This window comes from Latilactobacillus parasakei, assembly GCF_049674265.1.
GTDB lineage: Bacteria > Bacillota > Bacilli > Lactobacillales > Lactobacillaceae > Latilactobacillus > Latilactobacillus sakei.
In genome coordinates, this window is record NZ_CP186861.1 from 307,899 (window position 1) to 327,774 (window position 19,876).

General features: G+C 41.5%; 16 protein-coding genes and 1 riboswitch. Of the genes, 9 read left to right on the forward strand and 7 right to left on the reverse strand.

Annotation, left to right across the window (positions count from 1 at the left end):
• Positions 1 to 21: 21 nt before the first annotated feature.
• Positions 22 to 642 carry a glycerol-3-phosphate 1-O-acyltransferase PlsY gene (gene plsY, locus ACPBEH_RS01555; RefSeq protein WP_104964028.1) on the reverse strand — a complete coding sequence of 207 codons (621 nt, stop codon included), beginning with the start codon at positions 640 to 642 and terminating at the stop codon, positions 22 to 24.
• 201 nt (positions 643 to 843) lie between these two features.
• Between plsY and parE the strand changes: the two genes are divergently transcribed.
• The 8 genes from parE to ACPBEH_RS01595 all read left to right on the forward strand — a co-directional run bounded on the left by parE (position 844) and on the right by ACPBEH_RS01595 (position 13,180).
• Positions 844 to 2,835: a DNA topoisomerase IV subunit B gene (gene parE / locus ACPBEH_RS01560; protein WP_424349462.1), complete on the forward strand. Its 1,992-nt coding sequence runs from the start codon at positions 844 to 846 to the stop codon at positions 2,833 to 2,835.
• A 29-nt stretch (positions 2,836 to 2,864) separates the two neighbouring features.
• Entirely contained in the window at positions 2,865 to 5,330 is a 2,466-nt protein-coding gene (parC, locus tag ACPBEH_RS01565) for a DNA topoisomerase IV subunit A (protein WP_424349463.1), read from the forward strand.
• Positions 5,331 to 5,612: 282 nt separating this feature from the next.
• The gene (gene pflB, locus ACPBEH_RS01570) at positions 5,613 to 7,874 is read left to right on the forward strand and encodes a formate C-acetyltransferase (protein ID WP_424349464.1); all 2,262 of its coding nucleotides are present in this window, start codon (positions 5,613 to 5,615) and stop codon (positions 7,872 to 7,874) included.
• Between the two features lie 118 nt (positions 7,875 to 7,992).
• Positions 7,993 to 8,805: a pyruvate formate-lyase-activating protein gene (pflA, locus tag ACPBEH_RS01575; protein WP_424349465.1), complete on the forward strand. Its 813-nt coding sequence runs from the start codon at positions 7,993 to 7,995 to the stop codon at positions 8,803 to 8,805.
• A gap of 129 nt (positions 8,806 to 8,934) precedes the next feature.
• The gene (locus ACPBEH_RS01580) at positions 8,935 to 9,900 is read left to right on the forward strand and encodes a LysR substrate-binding domain-containing protein (protein ID WP_424349466.1); all 966 of its coding nucleotides are present in this window, start codon (positions 8,935 to 8,937) and stop codon (positions 9,898 to 9,900) included.
• 52 nt (positions 9,901 to 9,952) lie between these two features.
• Positions 9,953 to 10,876 (forward strand): manganese-dependent inorganic pyrophosphatase, encoded by a 924-nt coding sequence (locus ACPBEH_RS01585; protein ID WP_424349467.1) that lies wholly within the window; start codon positions 9,953 to 9,955, stop codon positions 10,874 to 10,876.
• A 56-nt stretch (positions 10,877 to 10,932) separates the two neighbouring features.
• Positions 10,933 to 11,286, forward strand: a complete 354-nt coding sequence (locus ACPBEH_RS01590) for a hypothetical protein (RefSeq protein WP_104964023.1) — start codon at positions 10,933 to 10,935, stop codon at positions 11,284 to 11,286.
• A gap of 100 nt (positions 11,287 to 11,386) precedes the next feature.
• The gene (locus tag ACPBEH_RS01595) at positions 11,387 to 13,180 is read left to right on the forward strand and encodes a heavy metal translocating P-type ATPase (RefSeq protein ID WP_424350044.1); all 1,794 of its coding nucleotides are present in this window, start codon (positions 11,387 to 11,389) and stop codon (positions 13,178 to 13,180) included.
• Positions 13,181 to 13,217: 37 nt separating this feature from the next.
• Here ACPBEH_RS01595 and thiT read toward each other — a convergent pair whose 3' ends face one another.
• The 6 genes from thiT to trhA all read right to left on the reverse strand — a co-directional run bounded on the left by thiT (position 13,218) and on the right by trhA (position 19,138).
• Positions 13,218 to 13,820 (reverse strand): energy-coupled thiamine transporter ThiT, encoded by a 603-nt coding sequence (thiT, locus tag ACPBEH_RS01600; RefSeq protein WP_407128560.1) that lies wholly within the window; start codon positions 13,818 to 13,820, stop codon positions 13,218 to 13,220.
• 48 nt (positions 13,821 to 13,868) lie between these two features.
• A riboswitch (TPP riboswitch) is annotated at positions 13,869 to 13,967 on the reverse strand.
• 66 nt (positions 13,968 to 14,033) lie between these two features.
• Complete coding sequence (gene xerS / locus ACPBEH_RS01605; protein ID WP_424349468.1) at positions 14,034 to 15,092, reverse strand: tyrosine recombinase XerS; 1,059 nt, start codon at positions 15,090 to 15,092, stop codon at positions 14,034 to 14,036.
• A gap of 820 nt (positions 15,093 to 15,912) precedes the next feature.
• The gene (locus ACPBEH_RS01610; protein WP_424349469.1) at positions 15,913 to 16,920 is read right to left on the reverse strand and encodes an NADP-dependent oxidoreductase; all 1,008 of its coding nucleotides are present in this window, start codon (positions 16,918 to 16,920) and stop codon (positions 15,913 to 15,915) included.
• A gap of 1 nt (position 16,921) precedes the next feature.
• Positions 16,922 to 17,503, reverse strand: coding sequence for a TetR/AcrR family transcriptional regulator (locus tag ACPBEH_RS01615; protein WP_424349470.1), 582 nt, complete (start codon positions 17,501 to 17,503; stop codon positions 16,922 to 16,924).
• Positions 17,504 to 17,628: 125 nt separating this feature from the next.
• Positions 17,629 to 18,471, reverse strand: a complete 843-nt coding sequence (locus tag ACPBEH_RS01620) for a DegV family protein (protein ID WP_424349471.1) — start codon at positions 18,469 to 18,471, stop codon at positions 17,629 to 17,631.
• A 28-nt stretch (positions 18,472 to 18,499) separates the two neighbouring features.
• Entirely contained in the window at positions 18,500 to 19,138 is a 639-nt protein-coding gene (gene trhA, locus ACPBEH_RS01625; RefSeq protein ID WP_016265118.1) for a PAQR family membrane homeostasis protein TrhA, read from the reverse strand.
• A 160-nt stretch (positions 19,139 to 19,298) separates the two neighbouring features.
• On the opposite strand from trhA, the gene ACPBEH_RS01630 reads away from it, so the two are divergent.
• A complete protein-coding gene (locus tag ACPBEH_RS01630) occupies positions 19,299 to 19,799 on the forward strand; it encodes a DUF1836 domain-containing protein (RefSeq protein ID WP_424349472.1) in 501 nt (166 codons plus the stop codon).
• Positions 19,800 to 19,876 lie beyond the last annotated feature (77 nt).

The window sequence follows — 19,876 nt, forward strand, 5'->3', positions numbered from 1 at the left end:
TGATCGCACAAAAAAACGCCTTTATTGGCGTTTTTTTTGTTTATAGCGGTAATATAACCCGAATGGGACTAGGTTTTCCGTACCATTTTTAATGCGACTGATATTCTCGCGATGGCGGTAGGTTAAAAAGATTAGGACTAATGTCGCAATCGTACCGAGTAACCAGTCGTGTGTGTAAAATGACAAGATAGCAATCAGCAAGGGACCAATGATACTGGCCATGCTGACCATACTTGTGATTAAAATGACACTGATAAAAATTGTACTGGCAATCACGAAGAAAAGTGGGTTATAAGCAAGTAAAATCCCAGCACTAGTTGCAACGGCTTTGCCACCTGTAAAGCGTAAAAAGATAGAGTAGGCATGGCCAACAACCGCGGCTAAACCAACAACTAAGACTAATGAATGATTAGGGATGTGAAAAATCATTGGTAGACTGGCTGCTAAAGTACCCTTTAAAATATCGAGGAATAAAACGGCTGTTCCAGCGATTGGGCCCAATACCCGGTAAGAATTGGTTGTTCCAATATTATGACTGCCAGCATCACGGGGATCTTTATGACAAAAGACCCGACCGATAATGACGCCTGAGGGAAACGAGCCAATCAGGTAGGCCAAGATAAAAATAAGACTTAATTTCATTGTCAGAACTCCTATTCACAACATTTGATTAATCTATTCTAGCATTTTGACAAGGGAAAAGGAATATTGTATGTTAGAATAGATGAATGCGAACATACATTTGGATAAGTGGTTATTTTAAATTTAGGGATTGTAAAATCGTTCAAATTTGTTGATAATATAACTTATCTGTTCATTTTTAGACAAAGGAGTCATTGTTGAATGCCAAATCAAAAACAAGATTATAATGATAATTCGATTCAAGTCTTAGAGGGCTTGGAAGCAGTTCGAAAACGGCCTGGCATGTATATTGGCTCAACCGATGGGCGTGGGTTACATCATTTAGTATACGAAATTGTCGACAATGCGGTCGATGAAGCACTCGCCGGTTTTGGTGCCGAAATTAACGTCACAATCGGTGCGGACAATAGTATTAGTGTTCGTGACCATGGACGAGGGATGCCAACCGGGATGCATCAATCAGGGATTCCAACGATTGAAGTCATCTTAACGGTCCTCCATGCCGGTGGTAAGTTCACTCAGAATAGTTATAAAACATCTGGTGGGCTACATGGTGTTGGGGCCAGTGTTGTTAATGCGCTATCTGAATGGTTAACCGTCCGGGTGGTTCGAGATGGCGTTGCCTATGAAGAACGCTTTGAAAACGGCGGCCATCCAGTCGGTACTTTAAAAAAGGTCGGTAAAGCTAACGAACCTAACGGGACACTGATTACTTTTAAACCGGATGCATCAATTTTCCAAGTTACAACGTATAATTACAATACGTTAGCAGAACGATTACGGGAATCAGCCTTTTTGTTAAAGGACGTTAAGATTACATTAACGGACTTACGTGCTGATCCTGCTAAGGAAGATGTCTTTCATTATCCAGAGGGGATTCAATCATTCGTTGATTATCTAAACGAGGATAAAGACACGATTGGCAATAAACTCTATTTTGAAGGCACCAAAGAAGACATCGAAGTTGAATTCGCTGGTCAATACAATGACGGCTATTCCGAAAACATCATGTCATTTGTTAATAACGTGCGGACTGGTGATGGTGGTACGCATGAAGCAGGGATGAAAGCCGGGTTAACCAAGGCGTTTAACGATTATGCACGCAAGGTTAACTTGCTAAAAGAGCGGGATAAGAACATGGAAGGCTCAGATGTTCGTGAAGGACTTAGCGCCGTCTTATCTGTGCGGATCCCAGAAGAGTTACTACAATTTGAAGGTCAGACCAAAGGTAAGTTAGGCTCACCACAGGCTAGAACAGCGGTCGACAACCTCGTTTACGAGCAAATGAGCTTCTTTTTACTGGAGAATGGGGAATTTGCCCAAGCCTTGGTTAGAAAGTCACTCAAAGCCCGTGAAGCCCGTGAGGCAGCCCGTAAAGCGCGTGAACAAAGCCGAAACGGTAAGAAAAAGAAAAAATCAGACGGGTTACTCTCTGGTAAGTTGACACCTGCGCAATCTAAGAACGCGGCCAAAAACGAATTGTACTTGGTCGAAGGGGATTCCGCTGGTGGTTCAGCTAAACAAGGCCGTGATCGGAAGTTCCAAGCAATCTTGCCATTACGTGGGAAAGTATTGAATACCCAAAAGGCAAAATTACAAGAAATTCTAAAAAACGAAGAAATTAATACGATGATCTATACAATCGGGGCCGGTGTCGGCGCTGAATTCAAAATTGAAGATAGCAATTACGATAAGATTATTATCATGACCGATGCGGATACCGATGGCGCTCATATTCAAATCTTACTCCTAACCTTCTTCTATCGTTACATGCGACCATTAATCGAAGCCGGTAAAGTGTATATCGCCTTACCACCGTTATACAAGCTTCAAAAAGGCGCCGGTGCTAAAACGAAGATTGCCTATGCTTGGACGGATGATGAATTAAAAGTTGTCGCTAAGGATATGGGGAAGGGTTATAGCCAACAACGCTTCAAAGGGTTAGGTGAAATGAATGCCGATCAACTCTGGGATACGACGATGGATCCAACAAGTCGGACCTTAATTCGTGTTCGGATTGACGATGCTGCTTTAGCAGAACGCCGGGTCACAACCTTGATGGGTGATAAAGTTGAACCGCGGCGGAAGTGGATTGAAGAAAATGTGAAATTCACGCTCGCTGAAGAAGGCAGTATTTTAGAGACGACGGGGCAAACAGCAACACCAGTCTCCGACGATAACGCAGTAGAATAATTAGACGATTAGAAAAGTGAGTGATTAATTTGGCTGATGAAGCACAAAAAATTCAAGAGTTAACCCTTGAAGAAGTCATGGGCGACCGCTTTGGCCGGTATTCCAAATACATCATTCAAGAACGGGCATTACCGGACATTCGGGATGGTTTAAAACCCGTTCAACGGCGAATTTTGTACGCAATGGCAATTGATGGCAATACTTATGATAAAGGATTCCGTAAATCAGCGAAGTCTGTCGGGAACGTCATGGGTAATTTTCATCCGCATGGTGATAGCTCGATTTATGAAGCAATGGTCCGCCTAAGCCAAGACTGGAAATTACGGGAACCATTAATTGAAATGCACGGGAATAACGGTTCGATGGATGGGGATCCACCAGCTGCTATGCGTTATACAGAAGCCCGACTCAGCAAAATTGCCAGTGAGATGTTAAAAGACATTGATAAAAAGACGGTTGATTTTGTCTTGAACTTTGATGATACGGCTGAAGAACCAACTGTTTTACCAGCCCGCTTCCCCAACCTCTTGGTCAACGGGGCAACTGGTATTTCGGCCGGCTATGCGACTGAGATTCCACCACACAACTTAGGTGAAGTCACAGATGGGTTGGTTTATTTAATCGATCATCCAGACGCAACGCTAGAAAAGATGATGACCTTTGTTAAAGGCCCTGATTTCCCGACTGGTGGGATTCTACAAGGCCTTGACGGGATTAAGAAAGCTTACGAAACCGGTCGTGGTCGCGTTGTTGTGCGGGCTAAAACCAGCATTCAACAACTCCGCGGTAATCGGGAACAAATCGTCATCAGCGAGATTCCATATGAAGTCAATAAGGCCCAAATGGTCAAAAAAATTGATGAATTACGGGTCTTGAAGAAAGTTGACGGTATTTCTGAAGTCCGTGATGAAAGTGATCGGATGGGCTTGTCAGTGGTCATCGAATTGAAAAAACAAGCTGATAGCCAAGGGATTTTAAACTACCTCTTCAAGAATACTGATTTACAAATTACGTATAACTTCAATATGGTGGCTATCTCTGATATGCAACCTAAACAAGTTGGCTTACTTGAAATTTTGCACGCCTACTTGAAGCATCAAGAAGAAGTCGTTACGCGGCGGACACAATACAGCTTACAAAAAGCACAAGATCGGTTGCATATTGTTGCAGGTCTTGTTAAAGCCCTATCGATTCTTGACCAAGTAATCAGTACGATTCGGGCAAGTAAGAATAAAAAAGACGCTAAGACGAATTTGGTGGCACAGTATGATTTTACTGAAGCACAAGCCGAAGCGATTGTTTCCTTGCAATTGTATCGTTTAACGAATACCGATGTGACGGCCTTGGAAGCCGAAGCTGCTGAATTAAAAACAGCGGTTGAAGGCTACCAAGCAATCTTGGGAAATCCTAAAGAACTTGCACGGGTCATTAAGTCTGAATTAAAATCGGTGGTTAAAGCTTACCGGAACGATCGGAAGACAGAAATTGAAGCCGAAATTGAAACCCTTGAGATTGATACGAGTGTGACTGTGATTGATGAAACTGTCATGGTTGCGGTTAGTCATGATGGCTACCTTAAACGGAGTAGTCTCCGTTCTTATCAAGCATCAGAAGGGGCTGACGGTGGTCTGAAAGAAGGCGATTTTGCCATCTTACAAAAGCCAATGCAGACACTCGATCAATTGATGTTATTTACCAACTCTGGTCATCTGATTCAACGACCAGTGCATGAAATTGCCGATTTGAAGTGGAAAGAAATGGGCGAACATATTTCGCAATCAATTGGCTTAGCAGCTGATGAAGCGATTATTGCGGCCTTTAGCTTTACACCAAACGAGCAAAATGGCTATTTTGTCATCGGGACGACAGATGGTTATATTAAGCAAACAGCTTTCCAAGACTTATTGCCAAGTCGGACCTATCGTTCAAAAGCCCAAGACTTTATCAAACTGCATGCTGGTGCGAACGTGACGAATGTTTATTGGGTCTCTGAAGCAGATGCTCAACAACAGGCCGTCTTTAGCGCTAGTTATAACGGTTATGGCTTAAGCTTTGCTTTAAGCGAAGTGTCAGTCTCTGGTGCCAAAGCCGGCGGTGTGAAACTGATGGATCTTAAAGATGGCGATCACGTCGCTAACTTTACGCTTTTTGATCCAACCGAAAAACACGCTGCTGTGGCAATTATCACGCAACGTGGGGCCTTTAAGCGCATGTTCTTAAGTGAAATTGGCTTAACAAGCCGTGCCCGGCGTGGTGTCTTGATCTTGCGCGAATTAAAACGTGATCCACATCGTGTGGCCGCTATGATTAGTGTCGCACCTAAGATTACATTATTAGTGAAAACCGAACAGGCATTATTAACAATTGAACCACAAGCGCATGCAACAGGTGACCGTTATTCAAACGGGAGCTTCGTCATGGATGTTGAAGAAGTTGGTCAACCAGTATTTGTTTTAGCACAATCCAGCGAACCAATTTCAAATCATAAAGATTAATCAAAAGGACACTAATTAACCTAATTAGTGTCCTTTTCTGTTATATAAAAGAGACGGAAATTTAGAATCTGTACCATAACACTTAAAAGGTTTTGCACAATCTAAATCAGGCGGACAACTTGTTCTTAAATGAACTACCAACGCTTACATAACAGTGTTTTAAGGCGTATGACAGGTGGTAAATATTTTTAAAAAGAAAGGGTTTGCAAAAACCTTGTGACGTGTTATACTAAATGTGTAAAAACTGTATGATTGAATTTTAAATAAATGGAGGCAATCCACATGGTAAAAACTGAAAAAATCAATTTAGCCGATTATTGGGACGGTTTTAATAAGGGTGATTGGCAAGATGAAATTGATATTCGTGATTTCATCCAACAAAACTTTACAGCCTACGATGGTGACGAAAGTTTCTTAGCTGGTCCTACTGAAGCGACAACAACTTTAAACGACCAATTAATGGCACTTAAGAAAAAAGAACGTGAAGCAGGCGGTGTTTTAGATGCTGATAACGATAATCCTGCAACTGTCACATCACACGGTCCTGGTTATTTAAACAAGGATCTTGAAAAAATCGTTGGGTTACAAACTGACGCACCACTCAAACGGGCTTTCATGCCATTTGGTGGGATTCGGATGGCTGAAGATGCCTTAGAAGCTTATGGCTTTAAGACAGATCCAGAACAACACAAAATCTTTAACGAATATCGTAAGACCCATAACCAAGGGGTTTTCGATGCTTACACTCCTGATATGCGTAAAGCACGTCACTACAAGATTATTACAGGTCTTCCTGATGCTTATGCACGTGGCCGGATTATCCCTGATTTACCTCGGATTGCCGTTTATGGGATTGACCGCTTAGCAGAAGAAAAAGTGCGCGACTTTAATGGCATTGGCGACGGAGAAATGACAGATGATGTTATTCGTCTTCGTGAAGAAATCAATGAACAATATCGTGCCTTACAAGACATGAAGAAAATGGCTGCTAGCTATGGTTTTGATATTTCAAGACCTGCTAAAAACGCACAAGAAGCCGTTCAATGGATCTATTTCGGTTACTTAGCAGCTATCAAGACTCAAAACGGGGCTGCGATGTCAGTTGGCCGGATTGATACAACAATGGATATCTTTATCCAACGTGATTTAGATCGTGGCTTAATTACAGAAGCTGAAGCACAAGAAATGGTTGATCATTTTGTCATGAAATTACGGATGGTGCGTTTCATTCGGACAGAAGACTACAACTCATTGTTCTCTGGTGATCCAATCTGGGCAACATTATCAATGTGTGGGATTGGTATGGATGGTCGTCACCATGTTACTAAGACTGCCTTCCGTGTCTTGAAGACATTGGAAAACATGGGTGCTGCACCAGAACCTAATATCACGTTACTTTGGTCAGATCGCTTACCAGAAGGTTTCAAGCGCTATGCAACTGAAGTGTCAATCAAGAGTTCAACAATTCAATATGAAAATGATGACTTGATGCGCAACGAATGGGGTAGCGACTATTATGGGATTGCTTGTTGTGTTTCTGCACAACCAATCGCAGATGGCGTTCAATACTTCGGGGCTCGCGCTAACTTGGCTAAGACAATCCTTTACGCAATTAACGGTGGGATTGATGAATTAGGTAAAGCACAAGTTGGACCAGCCTACCAACCAATTACAAGTGAAGTCATCGATTACAAAGAATTCATGGGTAAATACGACAAGATGTTGGATTGGTTAGCAGACGTTTACGTTAATGCTTTAAACACAATCCACTATATGCATGACAAGTATTACTACGAATCAGCACAATTAGCATTGAAGAATAGTCGCTTAGACCGGACATTTGCTACTGGTATCTCTGGTTTATCACATGCGGTTGATTCAATTTCAGCTATTAAATATGGTCAAGTTAAGATTATCCGTGACGAAGACGGCATGGCAGTCGATTTTGAAGCTCAAAATCCTGACTACCCACGTTATGGTAACAATGATGATCGTGCTGATGATATTGCTAAATGGTTAGTTAAGACTTTCTACAATAAGATGAACACACATCACCTATATCGTGGCTCAAAATTATCAACATCTGTTTTAACAATCACATCAAACGTTGTTTATGGTAAGAATACAGGGACAACACCTAATGGCCGTCAAGCTGGCGAACCATTCTCACCTGGTGCTAACCCAGCATACGGTGCTGAAAAGAACGGTGCTTTAGCATCATTACTTTCAACAGCTAAGATTCCGTATCGTTATGCAACTGACGGGATTTCAAATACATTTGGTGTCACACCTAATACTTTAGGTCATGATGACAATGCTCGTAAAGATGCCTTAGTCAACATGGTCGACGGTTACATGGTTAACCACGGTATGCATTTGAACATCAACGTCTTCAACAAACAAACATTGATGGATGCTCAACAACATCCTGAAGAATACCCAACATTAACCGTTCGTGTTTCTGGTTACTGTGTCTACTTCGCAGATTTAACCAAGGAACAACAAGATGATGTTATTTCAAGAACATTCTTCGATGAAATGTAGTCATTCATAAGAATAAACGAGGCAGCGGATAGCTAACCCTATCCGCTTTCTTGTAAAGCTGCTAATTTTGATTTAGCAGTTTTGCTAGGAAGAGTGTCTTTTATAAGAGGTGGAAGAAATGGCAATTAAATTTACAACCCGTTTATCAACGGAAACCGCAGAAACAGTCGTACCAGAAGCAACCACAGAAGCACCAATTGGCTATGTCCATTCAATCGAATCTTTTGGATCCGTAGATGGCCCTGGTATTCGTTTTGTGGCCTTTTTACAAGGGTGTCGCATGCGGTGCGAATTCTGTCATAATCCCGATACTTGGAATATTGGTAGTGGTGAACCGTATACTGCTGACGAATTAATTGCAAAAGCATTACCTTACAAAGCATTTTGGGGTAAGGAAGGTGGCATCACCTGTAGCGGTGGTGAATCACTAATTCAAATTGATTTCTTAATTGATTTATTTAAAAAATGCAAAGCACAGGGCATTAATACATGTCTTGATACGTGTGGGCAACCTTTCACGTATAAGGAACCATTCTTCAGTAAGTTTAAAGAATTGATGAAGTATACGGATTTATCGATGGTTGATATTAAGCATATCGATCCAGAAGGCCATAAGAAGTTAACCGGTTTTTCAAATAAACATATTTTGGAAATGATTGAATATATGTCTAATCACGGTCATCATATGTGGATTCGGCACGTCCTCATTCCAGAACGGACAGATTATGATTGTTACTTAGAACGACTTGGCGATTACATTAAGACCTTGAATAATGTTGACCGGGTTGAGGTGTTGCCTTATCATACAATGGGAATTGTCAAATATGAAAAAATGGGGATTAAGTACCCACTTGAAGGCATCGAACCACCAACTCATGATCGGGTTGTTAATGCCGAACGGTTGTTACATACCGCTGATTATTCAAAATAAGCGGTATAAAGCGGTAGCATTAGAAATTTTTAAGTGAATAATAAGAAAGAGCGCCGAAAAAGGTTGCTCTTTTTTTATTTTTTTATTATTATAATGATAAGGGATAACCCAAAGAAATGAGGATTGAGCATGAAGACAAGACAAGAGAATATATTTTCTTCAAAAACATTAACTTATTTTTTGCAATTAGCGGAAACGATGAACTATACGCAGGCCGCTCAGCTATTAGGGATTACACAACCGGCATTAACCCAACAAATTAAGAAATTGGAACGCACAGTTGGGGCACCACTTTTTTATTCTGTCGGTAAGAAATTACACATCTCTGATGCCGGCCGGACAATGTTAGATGCAACCCACCAAATCTATGATTTATTAAACACGGCAACGGACGAAATCCAAAGTGCAACTAGCGCTAGTCGTGGTAAAATTAATATCGGGATTTTAGCATCGATGGAACTCAGTGTTATTCAAAGTTTCTTAATCAAGTATTACCAACAATTCCCCAATATCGAAGTCAGTGTTCATTTATTGACACGTAAGGAAATTTGGGATCGTCTCGAAAATAATAAAATTGATCTTGCAATCATGTATTTACCAGATGACAGTATTAAAAATTGGAAGCCTTACCGTTCCAAGAAGATTGCGGATGAAAGCCTTGTTTTCTTGAGCAATAATCCGTTATTGAAGAAACGCAAGAAGATTCATTTTGAAGATACATTAACTGAAAAATGGGTTACTTATCCTGATGAATACTATCTCAATCAATTCATCAGTGAAGCGTATAAGAATCAAATGGTAGATCGGCCAGTTAGTGCCGCACAATTTACATCGCCATTTGAAATTTTACGTTTTGCTGAAGCAACTGGTTTAAGCACCGCACTACCTAAGAGCTTTTACGATGCCCATAATGTTGGGATTGAATCGAACGCGGTACAATTTGATCCAGCGATTCAATTTGAACTAGCCTTCGTATTCCGTAAAGAAAAGGAAGATATTCCTCGGATTGACAGTTTCTTCCGTGAATTCAATCTTTACCTAGAAGAAAAAGACTATTTAACGCGAATTAAAGAACAAAACCGTAAAATCGTTTAATATTTCTGGTATAATCGATAATGTAATTTTGAAAAGAAGGGTCTGTATAAATATGAGTAAAGAATTAGTTTTCGGTCACCAAAACCCAGATACAGACGCAATTGTTGCGGCAATGGCGTTTGCTTATCTACAACAACAACTTGGCAAGGATGTCGAAGCTGTTGCTTTAGGTGAACCAAATGAAGAAACAAGTTATGCATTACGCCACTTTGCTGCAAGCACACCACGTGTGATTAAAGAAGCTGGTAGTGAAGTGCAAAGTGTTATGCTAGTTGACCACAACGAAGCACAACAAAGTGTTGCTGATATCAAAGATTTAACAGTAACTGATGTTGTTGATCATCATCGGATCGCTAACTTTGAAACAGTAAGCCCATTATTCTACCGTGCTGAACCAGTTGGCTGTACCAGCACAATTCTTTTATCAATGTTCAACGAAAATAAAATCGAAATCCCTGCTCAATTAGCTGGTTTAATGATGAGTGCCATCATTTCAGATACATTGTTGATGAAATCACCAACAACAACTGAAAAAGACCGGATTGCTATCAAGACATTAGCAGAAATTGCAGATGTTGATTTTGAATCATATGGTCTTGAAATGTTAAAAGCTGGTACTAACTTAGATGATAAGAGCGAAGCTGAATTAATTGAAGCTGATGCTAAAACATTCGATATGGCTGGTAAAAAAGTTCGTATCGATCAAGTTAACACAGTTGATATCGAAGCGGTCTTCAAACGCCAAGCTGCTTTTGAAGCTGCTATCGAAGCAGACAACAAAGCTAACGGTTACGACTTATTCGTACTTTTGATTACTGACATCTTAAACAGTAACTCAGAAGCGCTTGTTATCGGCGAACCAGCTGAAGCCTTCGAAAAGGCCTTTGATGTGACCTTAAACAACCATCGTGCCCAATTAGCCGGTGTTGTGTCACGTAAGAAACAAGTTGTCCCACAATTAACAGCAGCATTTTAATAGCAATTAAGAAGATAAAGTCCTGCGGGGCTTTATTTTTTTGTTAGGAGCAACAGATGACTGAGGAAGTAACAAAGGCAATTCAAGTAATTGAAGCGACAATTCGAAATTGTCAAAAGAGCCAGCTAAAATTTGGAGAAGGGTCCGCCCAATTTACTTTATTAAAAAATAGAATTCACGCATTGGAAGTTGGTCGTGATTTATTGAATGGGCGCACAGATATAACTGCTGAAGCATTGGTCAGGGCACAGGCACCGATTGAGTCAATCATCCATAAAACCGAAAAAGCGTTGGCTAACCAAAAAAAGACATCGCCTGCAATTAAGCGGATGACAACATTAATAGCAGCAATGACATCCATTCGGACAGCTATTATGGCACAACTTTCTGTAAATGAGACCCATCAATAATATGATGGGTTTTTTTGTGTCTTTTTTACAGATGATAATGATTCTAATCTAACATCAAACGTGTTATAATGTAAGAGAATTCACAAGGAGGCCGATAATGATGAAACATACGTTGAAGTTAGTACTCACAATTGTGGTTGGGATTACCGCATTAGTATTAGCCTTTTTATGCCAACAACCACTGTGGGCCCAAGTATTAGTCAGTCTAGCTGGTGGCTTAGTTGCGTTATCGATGTTGATTGAGATGATTCGTACTTTAAAATCTGGTCGATATGGTGTTGATTTACTGGCTATTACCGCCATCATTGCAACACTCGCTGTTGGTGAATATTGGGCTGCCTTGATGGTCCTCGTGATGTTAACGGGTGGGGATTCATTAGAAGATTATGCCGCGCATAAAGCAGGGCGGGAATTAAAATCGTTATTGGACAACTCGCCACAGGTCGCTCATTTAATGCGTGGTGACGGACTTGTTGATGTTGCTGTCGACGAACTCCAAGTCAATGATCAAGTTGTTGTGAAGCCAGGAGAACTGGTTCCGGTTGACGGTCATATCATTGAGGGGTCATCGCTGTTTGATGAATCGTCTCTAACCGGTGAATCACGCCCAGTTGAAAGGACAATCAATGAGCCGATTATGTCAGGATCAGTAAACGGTGAGACATCAATCACAATGGTGGTCGATCAATTGGCTATTAACAGTCAGTATCAAGCAATTGTTAAACTGGTTGAAAGCTCAGCAGCGCAACCCGCTCATTTTGTGCGTTTAGCGGATCGCTATGCCGTGCCGTTTACATTAGTGGCGTATTTGATTGCGGGTGTAGCGTGGTGGCTTTCAAAAGACCCTGTGCGCTTTGCCGAGGTCTTGGTGGTCGCGTCGCCATGCCCGTTGATTCTCGCGGCACCGATTGCGCTTATCTCAGGTATGAGTCGTGCCAGCCGGAATGGGATTATCGTCAAAACGGGGACGACGATTGAAAAATTGGCGCTGGCCAAATCGGCTGCTTTTGATAAGACCGGCACGATTACGAATGGCCAATTAACCGTGGATCAAGTCGTACCGGAGATTGATATTAAACCATCGGAGTTATGTCGTTTAGCAGCCAGTGCTGAGCAGGCTTCGGCGCATATTCTGGCGCGTTCTTTACTACAAGTCGTCCCAGCAGCGCGATTATTAGAGATTACTAGTTTAAAAGAAATGACGGGTGCTGGTGTAACCGCCCAATTAGCATCTGGACAGACGGTTCAAGTCGGCAAATTTGAATTTGTGGCGCCTAACCAAGCTAAACAACCCCAGACACAGACAACTGTCTACATTGGCATTGACGGGCGTTATGCGGGCTATATCACGTTTATCGACCATCTTCGCCAGGAAGCACCTCAAACGATGTCAACGCTTCATCAGCTCGGTTTACAGCGCTTAATGATGCTCACAGGTGATCAGGCGACAACCGCTAAAGAGATTGCGGCTCAAGTCGGCATTGATGAAGTTCACGCTGGGTGTTTGCCTGCCGATAAAATTCGACTCATCAATAATGTTGCGCCGGAGCAGCGGCCGATAATCATGGTTGGCGACGGTGTTAACGATGCACCATCCTTGGCGAGTGCCGATGTCGGAATTGCGATGGGTGCTCACGGTGCCACAGCAGCGAGTGAATCAGCAGATGTTGTCATCTTAAAGGATGATTTGAGTCGGGTTAGTCGCGCCATCACGATTGCACGAGACACAATGCGGGTTGCGCGCCAGTCCGTTTTGATTGGGATCTTCATCTGTATCGGATTGATGTTGATTGCTAGTACCGGTGTCGTACCAGCTTTAATTGGTGCTTTATTCCAAGAAGTTGTCGACACAGTTTCGATTTTATACGCATTACGTGCTAGAAATGACCATTAAAAAAAGAGGCCGCTAAGGGCCTCTTTTTTGTTGTTAATTATTTTTCAGATTGGACTTTTAAAAACATATCTTTTGGGAGATATAATTTCGGAATCATCGCCAATAAAATCCCAAAGACGATACCATTTAAGATGAAGCCGGCAACGAAACTGCCGCCATTTACGGTTAACGAATAGAGCCAAGCATTCATTCCTTTAGGTGCGTATGAGCCCCAGTAGATGGCCCCAGCTAAGAAGTGGCAGAAGTATTTGGCGAAAGTACCAATGAAAGCTGCGGACCAAAGGAGCGCAATCGTTTTTACTTTGGTATTTTGTTGGATACTTGCTTGAACTGGTTTTTGTAAAACGCCAGCTAGGCCAACGACCATGAAGGCAATCGTAAATTCTAGTAATCCTTGCCAAACGTTGAGAACACTCCCGTTACCAAGTCCGCGTAAGACGAGGTCTAAAAGGCCCCAGATTAAACCCGAAACCATCCCAGCAGCGACGCCGCGACGGAGACTATAGATAATAATAGGGATAATCCCAAAGGAAACTTCAATCGCTGAAGGTCCTACTGTATGAGGAATATACTCGAGTGCCATCGCAAACGCTGCGATAATGGCCCCTTCAATTTGAATCAATAACCGTTGATGTTGCATAAAAATAACCCCTTTTCTTGGTTAACCAACACAAAAAAGGAGTTAAAGTCTCAACTCCATCACAATTCCTACGCTTGTCTTAACAAACAGGTTCGAAGGGTCTGATCATTTAATCACTCTCAGCCAATGGCTCCCCTTTGTGATGGTTAATATTTAAATTTTAAGAACGTTTTCAGTATACCGGATACAACAAAGATGTCAAGCAATCAAGCTTCATTCGAGCTTATCCATCGCCGAGCGCTGTTCGTCATCAACTACGTGCGTATACAAATGGGTGGCTTGCGTGGTTGTTTGGCCCAATTGGGTCGCCACAATCGTTTCGCTGTGGGTCGCTGACATCAGATCGGTTGCGAGTGTATGACGGAATTTATGCGGCGTTAGGCGAACGCCAAAAGCTTCAGAGTACTTAGCTACCAGTTTTTCAATGGCATAGTTACTGATTCGCTTCGCTTGGCCGCGATACTTTGTGACAAATAAGGCCCGTTCGTTAGTGGTAGAATAGCGCTGTTGTCGGATTTGAACGTAATCTTGCAGATAAGGTAAGCCCCAAGGTGCGATGGGCACGGTATCTTGTTGACCACCCTTACGGATAACCGTAATTGTTAGTTGTTCGAGGTTCAAATCAGAAACGTTAGCTTGGGCGAGTTCGGAAAGACGAATGCCGGTAGTAAGTGCCAATACGCAAATCGCAATATCCCGTTCGCAATTTTGCGTATAAGAAGCGAGTTGGCGATTAGAGAGCGCACTGGGATAGTCGACTTGCATAAAGGTAATGAAGTCATGTTTTTTATCGCCGGTGAGCAACTTTTGACCGATATGGCGTGAACGAGTGGCCATTGTCTCGGAAGATTTCAGTAGTTTGACTTTTTTCATGACGTTACGGTAAAAATAAGGCTCACCATCGGCTTGTTCTGCTTCAATTGTCAGGAAGTACCAGAGCGCATTCAAAGCGTTGATAGAGCGATTGACCGCCTGGAAGGAGAGTTTATGATTATTTGCTTTTCGTTTATTCATTAAAAAGATCTTATAGAGTTCGATATCTTCTAATTTCATCTTATCAAGCGCGACAAGGGGGATATCCTTAGTCGTTTGAACAGCAACGATTTGTTCGTCAATTAACCAGGAGAAGAAGCGGATGTATTCTTGGAGATATTGATAGAGCGTTGCAGAGGAGTATGCATTGGCTTGCCGATTAATATAAAATTTACGGACGTAATCGGGAAGATCCGCCAAGCGTTGTTCACATAGTTCGAGATAACGTTGTTGGTCCATGATTGAAACCACCTTAATAGAGAATTATAGTTATTTTAACAAAAAAGCGGCGAGAACACTACAAGTGTTGTTAAAATTATGGTTTTAACAACACTTGTTTGACGAATTTTGACCACTAACCCGAGAAGTCAGTTTTTAGGCCATTTGTAGCAGCCATTTAAAAACGAATAAAATGCCTGTTTAACGGTCCTTTATCCTATTAAAACGTTGATATAACAGCGTTTATAGCATGCTTAGGCCGATTTGAGCATCAAATTAGCGTTTTATTGAACTCGGATTATGGTTAATGATTAGCAATTTGAGCCTTAAAATTACGGATTTTACAGCTGTATAAATCAATCTTGAGTTATTTAATGAATTTCATGTGGTTTTTGATCATTAATGATTAGGAAATGGTTTTAATCTGCGGTCAGATCAGTCATTTAGCATTGAGATTTGTTAATCGTAGTTGAGTTTTTTAAACGGTTGATGTTTTAGTTAAAGCATTTTAAAACGTTGCTAAAAGAATTTGCTAAATTAAGGACTTAAATACAGCTTAATAAGTCAAAATCAGCCACTCTTTTAAAATAAACGTATACTTCCTATAATATATATTATGTAAACTAGAATATCTTTTTTTATTTAATAGGTCCCCCACACCGTCTTTAATTACCGTAATCGATTATTTTTATGTTGAAAACTAGATTAAATTTAATTGAACTGTTTGGTTATTTGAACTAGCTAAAAATGGCACCAAACAGTACTTTAGAATTTATCACAGGCCATTTAAAAAAGCCCAGATACTGGTTAAATACCAATAACTGGGCTTTTTAGATTTACTTTAGTCAGTTAGTCGAATTACAACTTTACCGGCTAATTTACCATTAGCAACCAATTCCAGTGCATCTTGAACGTGATCAAGATCAAAATCGTGTGGATCGATAGCTGGTGTAATGTGATGTTTTTCAACTAATTCAGTGACTTTTTTAAGTTGCTGGCCATCCGAACGCACAAAGATGAAGCGGTAGTCAACTTGTGCTTTAGCAGCGAGTTTATCCCATTTCTTACCGACTAAACCAAACAAGAGCCGTTTCCAAGCAGGTAATTGGTGCGTGATTGCAAAGTGTTTGTTAGGGCCTGCCACCAAACTTAATAAGCGACCACCCGGTTTCATAATTGAAAGTTCACGTTCGATATCTTGAGCCCCACGAGTATCGATAACGTAATCGACATCATTTAATACTTCCCAATAATCGGTTGTCCGGTAATCAAGGTATTGATCAGCGCCTAATTCTAGAATATGCTCACGTGCTGCAGCGTTCCCTGAGACAATGACTGTTAAGCCTAAAGATTTAGCGACTGGCACGGCTAATTGGCCAAAACTGCCAGAACCACCAGGAATGAAAATCGTCTTCCCTGCTTCAACAGCTAATTCTTCCGTGAGACCTTGATAAGCGGTTAAACCGGTCAAGGGGACAGCAACGGTCTCTTTAGCTGATAAATTGGTAGGTGTATACCAGATAGCGTCGGCATTAACCGCAACGTATTCTGCAAAACCACCAATCTTAGCAAGTGGTAGCCGGGTGTAAACCAGATCACCCGGTTTAAAAGGCGTTACGTTAGAGCCGATAGCAGTGATTTCACCGACAACTTCATTGCCAAGGGTTAGTGGCATCGAATAATCTTGAATCAACTTAACACTGCCGTGAATATTCATTAAATCTAACGGATTGACTGCGGCATAGCTAACTTTGATGAGTACTTCGTTAGCTTGGGGTTTGGGGGTGGCAATTTCCTTCACTGTCACATTGAGATCTTTACTATAGTTTGTAATTTGAGTTGCTTTCATTTTAAAGTGCCTCTTTCCATGGGAGTATTTGAAGTGTTTGGTGTGCTATTGCTAATAATGCCTCTGAATCGGGATTTACTTTAGCCATGACACGGATACCAACCAATGCATTTTGAAGTGTTGCGGCTAGTAGCTCGCTCTTAATCGGAGACTGCAACTCAGCTTGCCCTTCAATCAGTAATCGCTGCAGCATTGCTTGTTCCTGCTGTAAATAGCGGTTAATGAGCTGTTGAATGTCTTCTTCTAACGTTGATAACGCGGTTGCCGTATTAACGACTAAACAGCCGTCTGGTTGTTGCGCTGGATGGTTAATGAACGTTTCAAAGATGGCTGTCAAACGACTACTAAGGTCGCTATGCTCATTGATGATTTGCTTAAATGTCGTGGTGATTTGATCGTGGTAATGCGCTAGGACTTCGATAAATAGCTGGTGCTTATCACCAAACGTATCATAAATACTACGGCGATGGATGCCCATTTCGTCGACTAGGTTTTGCATCGACGTTTGTTCATATCCCTGGCGCCAAAAAACGAGCATTGCTTTGTCTAAGACGGCTGTTGTTTCAAATTCTTTCGTGCGCATCTGATAATCTCCTCTTATTAGAACGTTCATTCTAGTATAGATGATGACTCTGAATAACGCAACTAGATTTTGCGCAATTTCAAAGACAAAAAAAGAACGTCTCATGAAGACGTTCTTTGGTGATGCTATTTCGTAAGGTAAAAAATCCCGAAGGCCCCCAGACCAACGTGACTCATAATAACGGGACTCGTTAAAGCGACTGTATAAGGGACGTGGGGCTGGGTTTCTGCTAGCGTTGCTTGGATTTTGGCGGATAGTTCGTCAGTAATGCCGACGTGTGAAATACCAATTTCAGCGATATCCTGAGTGGCCAAGTGTTCGCGAATATTATTGATTTCTTTGGTGAAGGCCTTTAGCCCCCGTCCCTTAGCAATCACTTCTAATTCTGTATCCGTTAAGCGGACGATCACCTTGAGTTTAATCAGTTTTGTTAAGAGCCCCGCCATTCGACTGATACGTCCGCCGCGTTGGAGTGCATCTAGTGAGTCTAAAAAGACGTAGGTTTCTGTCTTGCTACGAATCTCATCAAGATGGGCAATGATTTCAGTGAGTGTCTTCCCCGCTTCAACATCTTGAGCGGCTGCGACGACTTGATAAGCCAGGCCACGGTCAATTTCTTTACTATCGATGACGTGGACGTCACTCGTTGATTGTTGAGCCGCTGTGTGTGCGCCTTCGATAGTGCCACTGAGTAACCCTGTACAGTGGATTGATAAGATCGTACTGCCATCAGCCCCCAATTGGTCGTATAATTCAACGAAACTGCCGACTGTTGGTTGGCTTGTTGTTGGAAACTCAGTCGTTGCATTTTGCAAGCGGCTTAAGAATTCGGCACGGGTAATTGTTTGACCGTCAACGAAGGATTCAGCCCCCTGTTGAATCGTCAGTGGCACAATATGGATATCATACCGTTCTTGTTCTGCTGCAGTTAATTGAATTGATGAATCGGTTACTATTTTAATTGTCATGTGAGTTGTACTCCTTTAAGTCAATAATTTAGATGTTCAGATAAATTGAAAAGAACATTAATGTCGTCCCGAGCATTACGAAAAAGTGCCAAATCAAATGTAATCCAGGAATTTTAGGAAAACTGTAGATTAAGGCGCCAACTGTGAAGACGACGCCACCACTGACGAGTAACCAAAAACCTGAGGGTGATAAGTTAGTGTATAACGTCTTGCCTGCCAATAAGCATAACCAGCCCATAATAACGTAAATGCTGGTTTCTAGACGTTGGTAGCGACCGTGGCTAAAAATATGCGTTAAAATGCCCGCAATTGCAAGTGTCCAAATCGCAATCAATAGACTAATGCCCGCCGTATGCCCGATAAAAATCAAACAGTATGGTGTATAGGTACCAGCGATTAACAAGAAAATGTTACTATGATCAAATATCTGGAAAACCCGTTTGGCCTTAGTAAAGGCTAAACAATGGAATAACGTTGATGCGAGATACAGCGCTAGTAATGTGGCACCGTAAACGATTAAACTAGCAATCGCAACTGGGGATAGCGATTTTTGAACACTCTTGACAATCAGGAGGATTACCAACGCTAGGCTACCGAAGAAGCCCACACCGTGTGTAATGGCATTCCAAACTTCGTAGATAATTTGTTGTCGTTTATTAGTCATCATATGCAAATGATCGCCTCTTTTTTCTCTATTTGTCGAGTATTATAGATTGATATAGAATATAAGTCAACTAAAAATAGAATCGCATTCTACATACGTGACAAATGATTAACGCTATGGCATAATAAAAGAACAAACAAGTTGGTCGTTAAGGAGTATCGAAATGCAATCTCAAGAATTTAAGCAGTGGCTTAGTGATTTTCAAGCCCTGCGTTTGCCGCAATGGGAAGATTTTCCGGATCTAGAGTTATATATGGACCAAGTGATTAATGAAGTCAATAAGCAACTAGAGCCGCTCTTGCACGTTAAGATTACGAAAACAATGATTAATAGCTACGTTAAGATGGCCATTATTGAGCGGCCAATCAAGAAACGCTATAACCGCGATCATCTAGCTGAATTGATTATTGTCAGCATTATGAAGCTTGTTTTCCCGCTAGACGTCTGCAAAAAAGGGATTCAACAAGCCTTAGATAATGCCAGTGCCGGTGAAGCTTATGACCAATTTGTGGCCCTTTTTAACGATGAAATGGCCAATATCAATGCGCCTGCCAGCGTCAATGAATTCGACCTTAGCGAATCGTCGTTAGCAATTGTGCAAAAAGTAGCCGTTAAATCTGTCATCTATAAACTGATCGGCACAAAATTAGTCGAAATAAGCTAACCGCTTACATGATTATATAACTAAAAAATGGTTTACAGCAAACTTAATTGCTGTAAACCATTTTTTTAAAGTATTAT

What these genes read in the sequence shown, in the direction of transcription:
- plsY (WP_104964028.1), bottom strand. Translation starts at nt 642, where the DNA reads ATGAAATTAAGTCTTATTTTTATCTTGGCCTACCTGATTGGCTCGTTT.
- parE (WP_424349462.1), top strand. Translation starts at nt 844, where the DNA reads ATGCCAAATCAAAAACAAGATTATAATGATAATTCGATTCAAGTCTTA.
- pflB (WP_424349464.1), top strand. Translation starts at nt 5,613, where the DNA reads ATGGTAAAAACTGAAAAAATCAATTTAGCCGATTATTGGGACGGTTTT.
- pflA (WP_424349465.1), top strand. Translation starts at nt 7,993, where the DNA reads ATGGCAATTAAATTTACAACCCGTTTATCAACGGAAACCGCAGAAACA.
- ACPBEH_RS01580 (WP_424349466.1), top strand. Translation starts at nt 8,935, where the DNA reads ATGAAGACAAGACAAGAGAATATATTTTCTTCAAAAACATTAACTTAT.
- ACPBEH_RS01585 (WP_424349467.1), top strand. Translation starts at nt 9,953, where the DNA reads ATGAGTAAAGAATTAGTTTTCGGTCACCAAAACCCAGATACAGACGCA.
- ACPBEH_RS01590 (WP_104964023.1), top strand. Translation starts at nt 10,933, where the DNA reads ATGACTGAGGAAGTAACAAAGGCAATTCAAGTAATTGAAGCGACAATT.
- ACPBEH_RS01595 (WP_424350044.1), top strand. Translation starts at nt 11,387, where the DNA reads ATGAAACATACGTTGAAGTTAGTACTCACAATTGTGGTTGGGATTACC.
- thiT (WP_407128560.1), bottom strand. Translation starts at nt 13,820, where the DNA reads ATGCAACATCAACGGTTATTGATTCAAATTGAAGGGGCCATTATCGCA.
- xerS (WP_424349468.1), bottom strand. Translation starts at nt 15,092, where the DNA reads ATGGACCAACAACGTTATCTCGAACTATGTGAACAACGCTTGGCGGAT.
- ACPBEH_RS01610 (WP_424349469.1), bottom strand. Translation starts at nt 16,920, where the DNA reads ATGAAAGCAACTCAAATTACAAACTATAGTAAAGATCTCAATGTGACA.
- ACPBEH_RS01615 (WP_424349470.1), bottom strand. Translation starts at nt 17,503, where the DNA reads ATGCGCACGAAAGAATTTGAAACAACAGCCGTCTTAGACAAAGCAATG.
- ACPBEH_RS01620 (WP_424349471.1), bottom strand. Translation starts at nt 18,471, where the DNA reads ATGACAATTAAAATAGTAACCGATTCATCAATTCAATTAACTGCAGCA.
- trhA (WP_016265118.1), bottom strand. Translation starts at nt 19,138, where the DNA reads ATGATGACTAATAAACGACAACAAATTATCTACGAAGTTTGGAATGCC.
- ACPBEH_RS01630 (WP_424349472.1), top strand. Translation starts at nt 19,299, where the DNA reads ATGCAATCTCAAGAATTTAAGCAGTGGCTTAGTGATTTTCAAGCCCTG.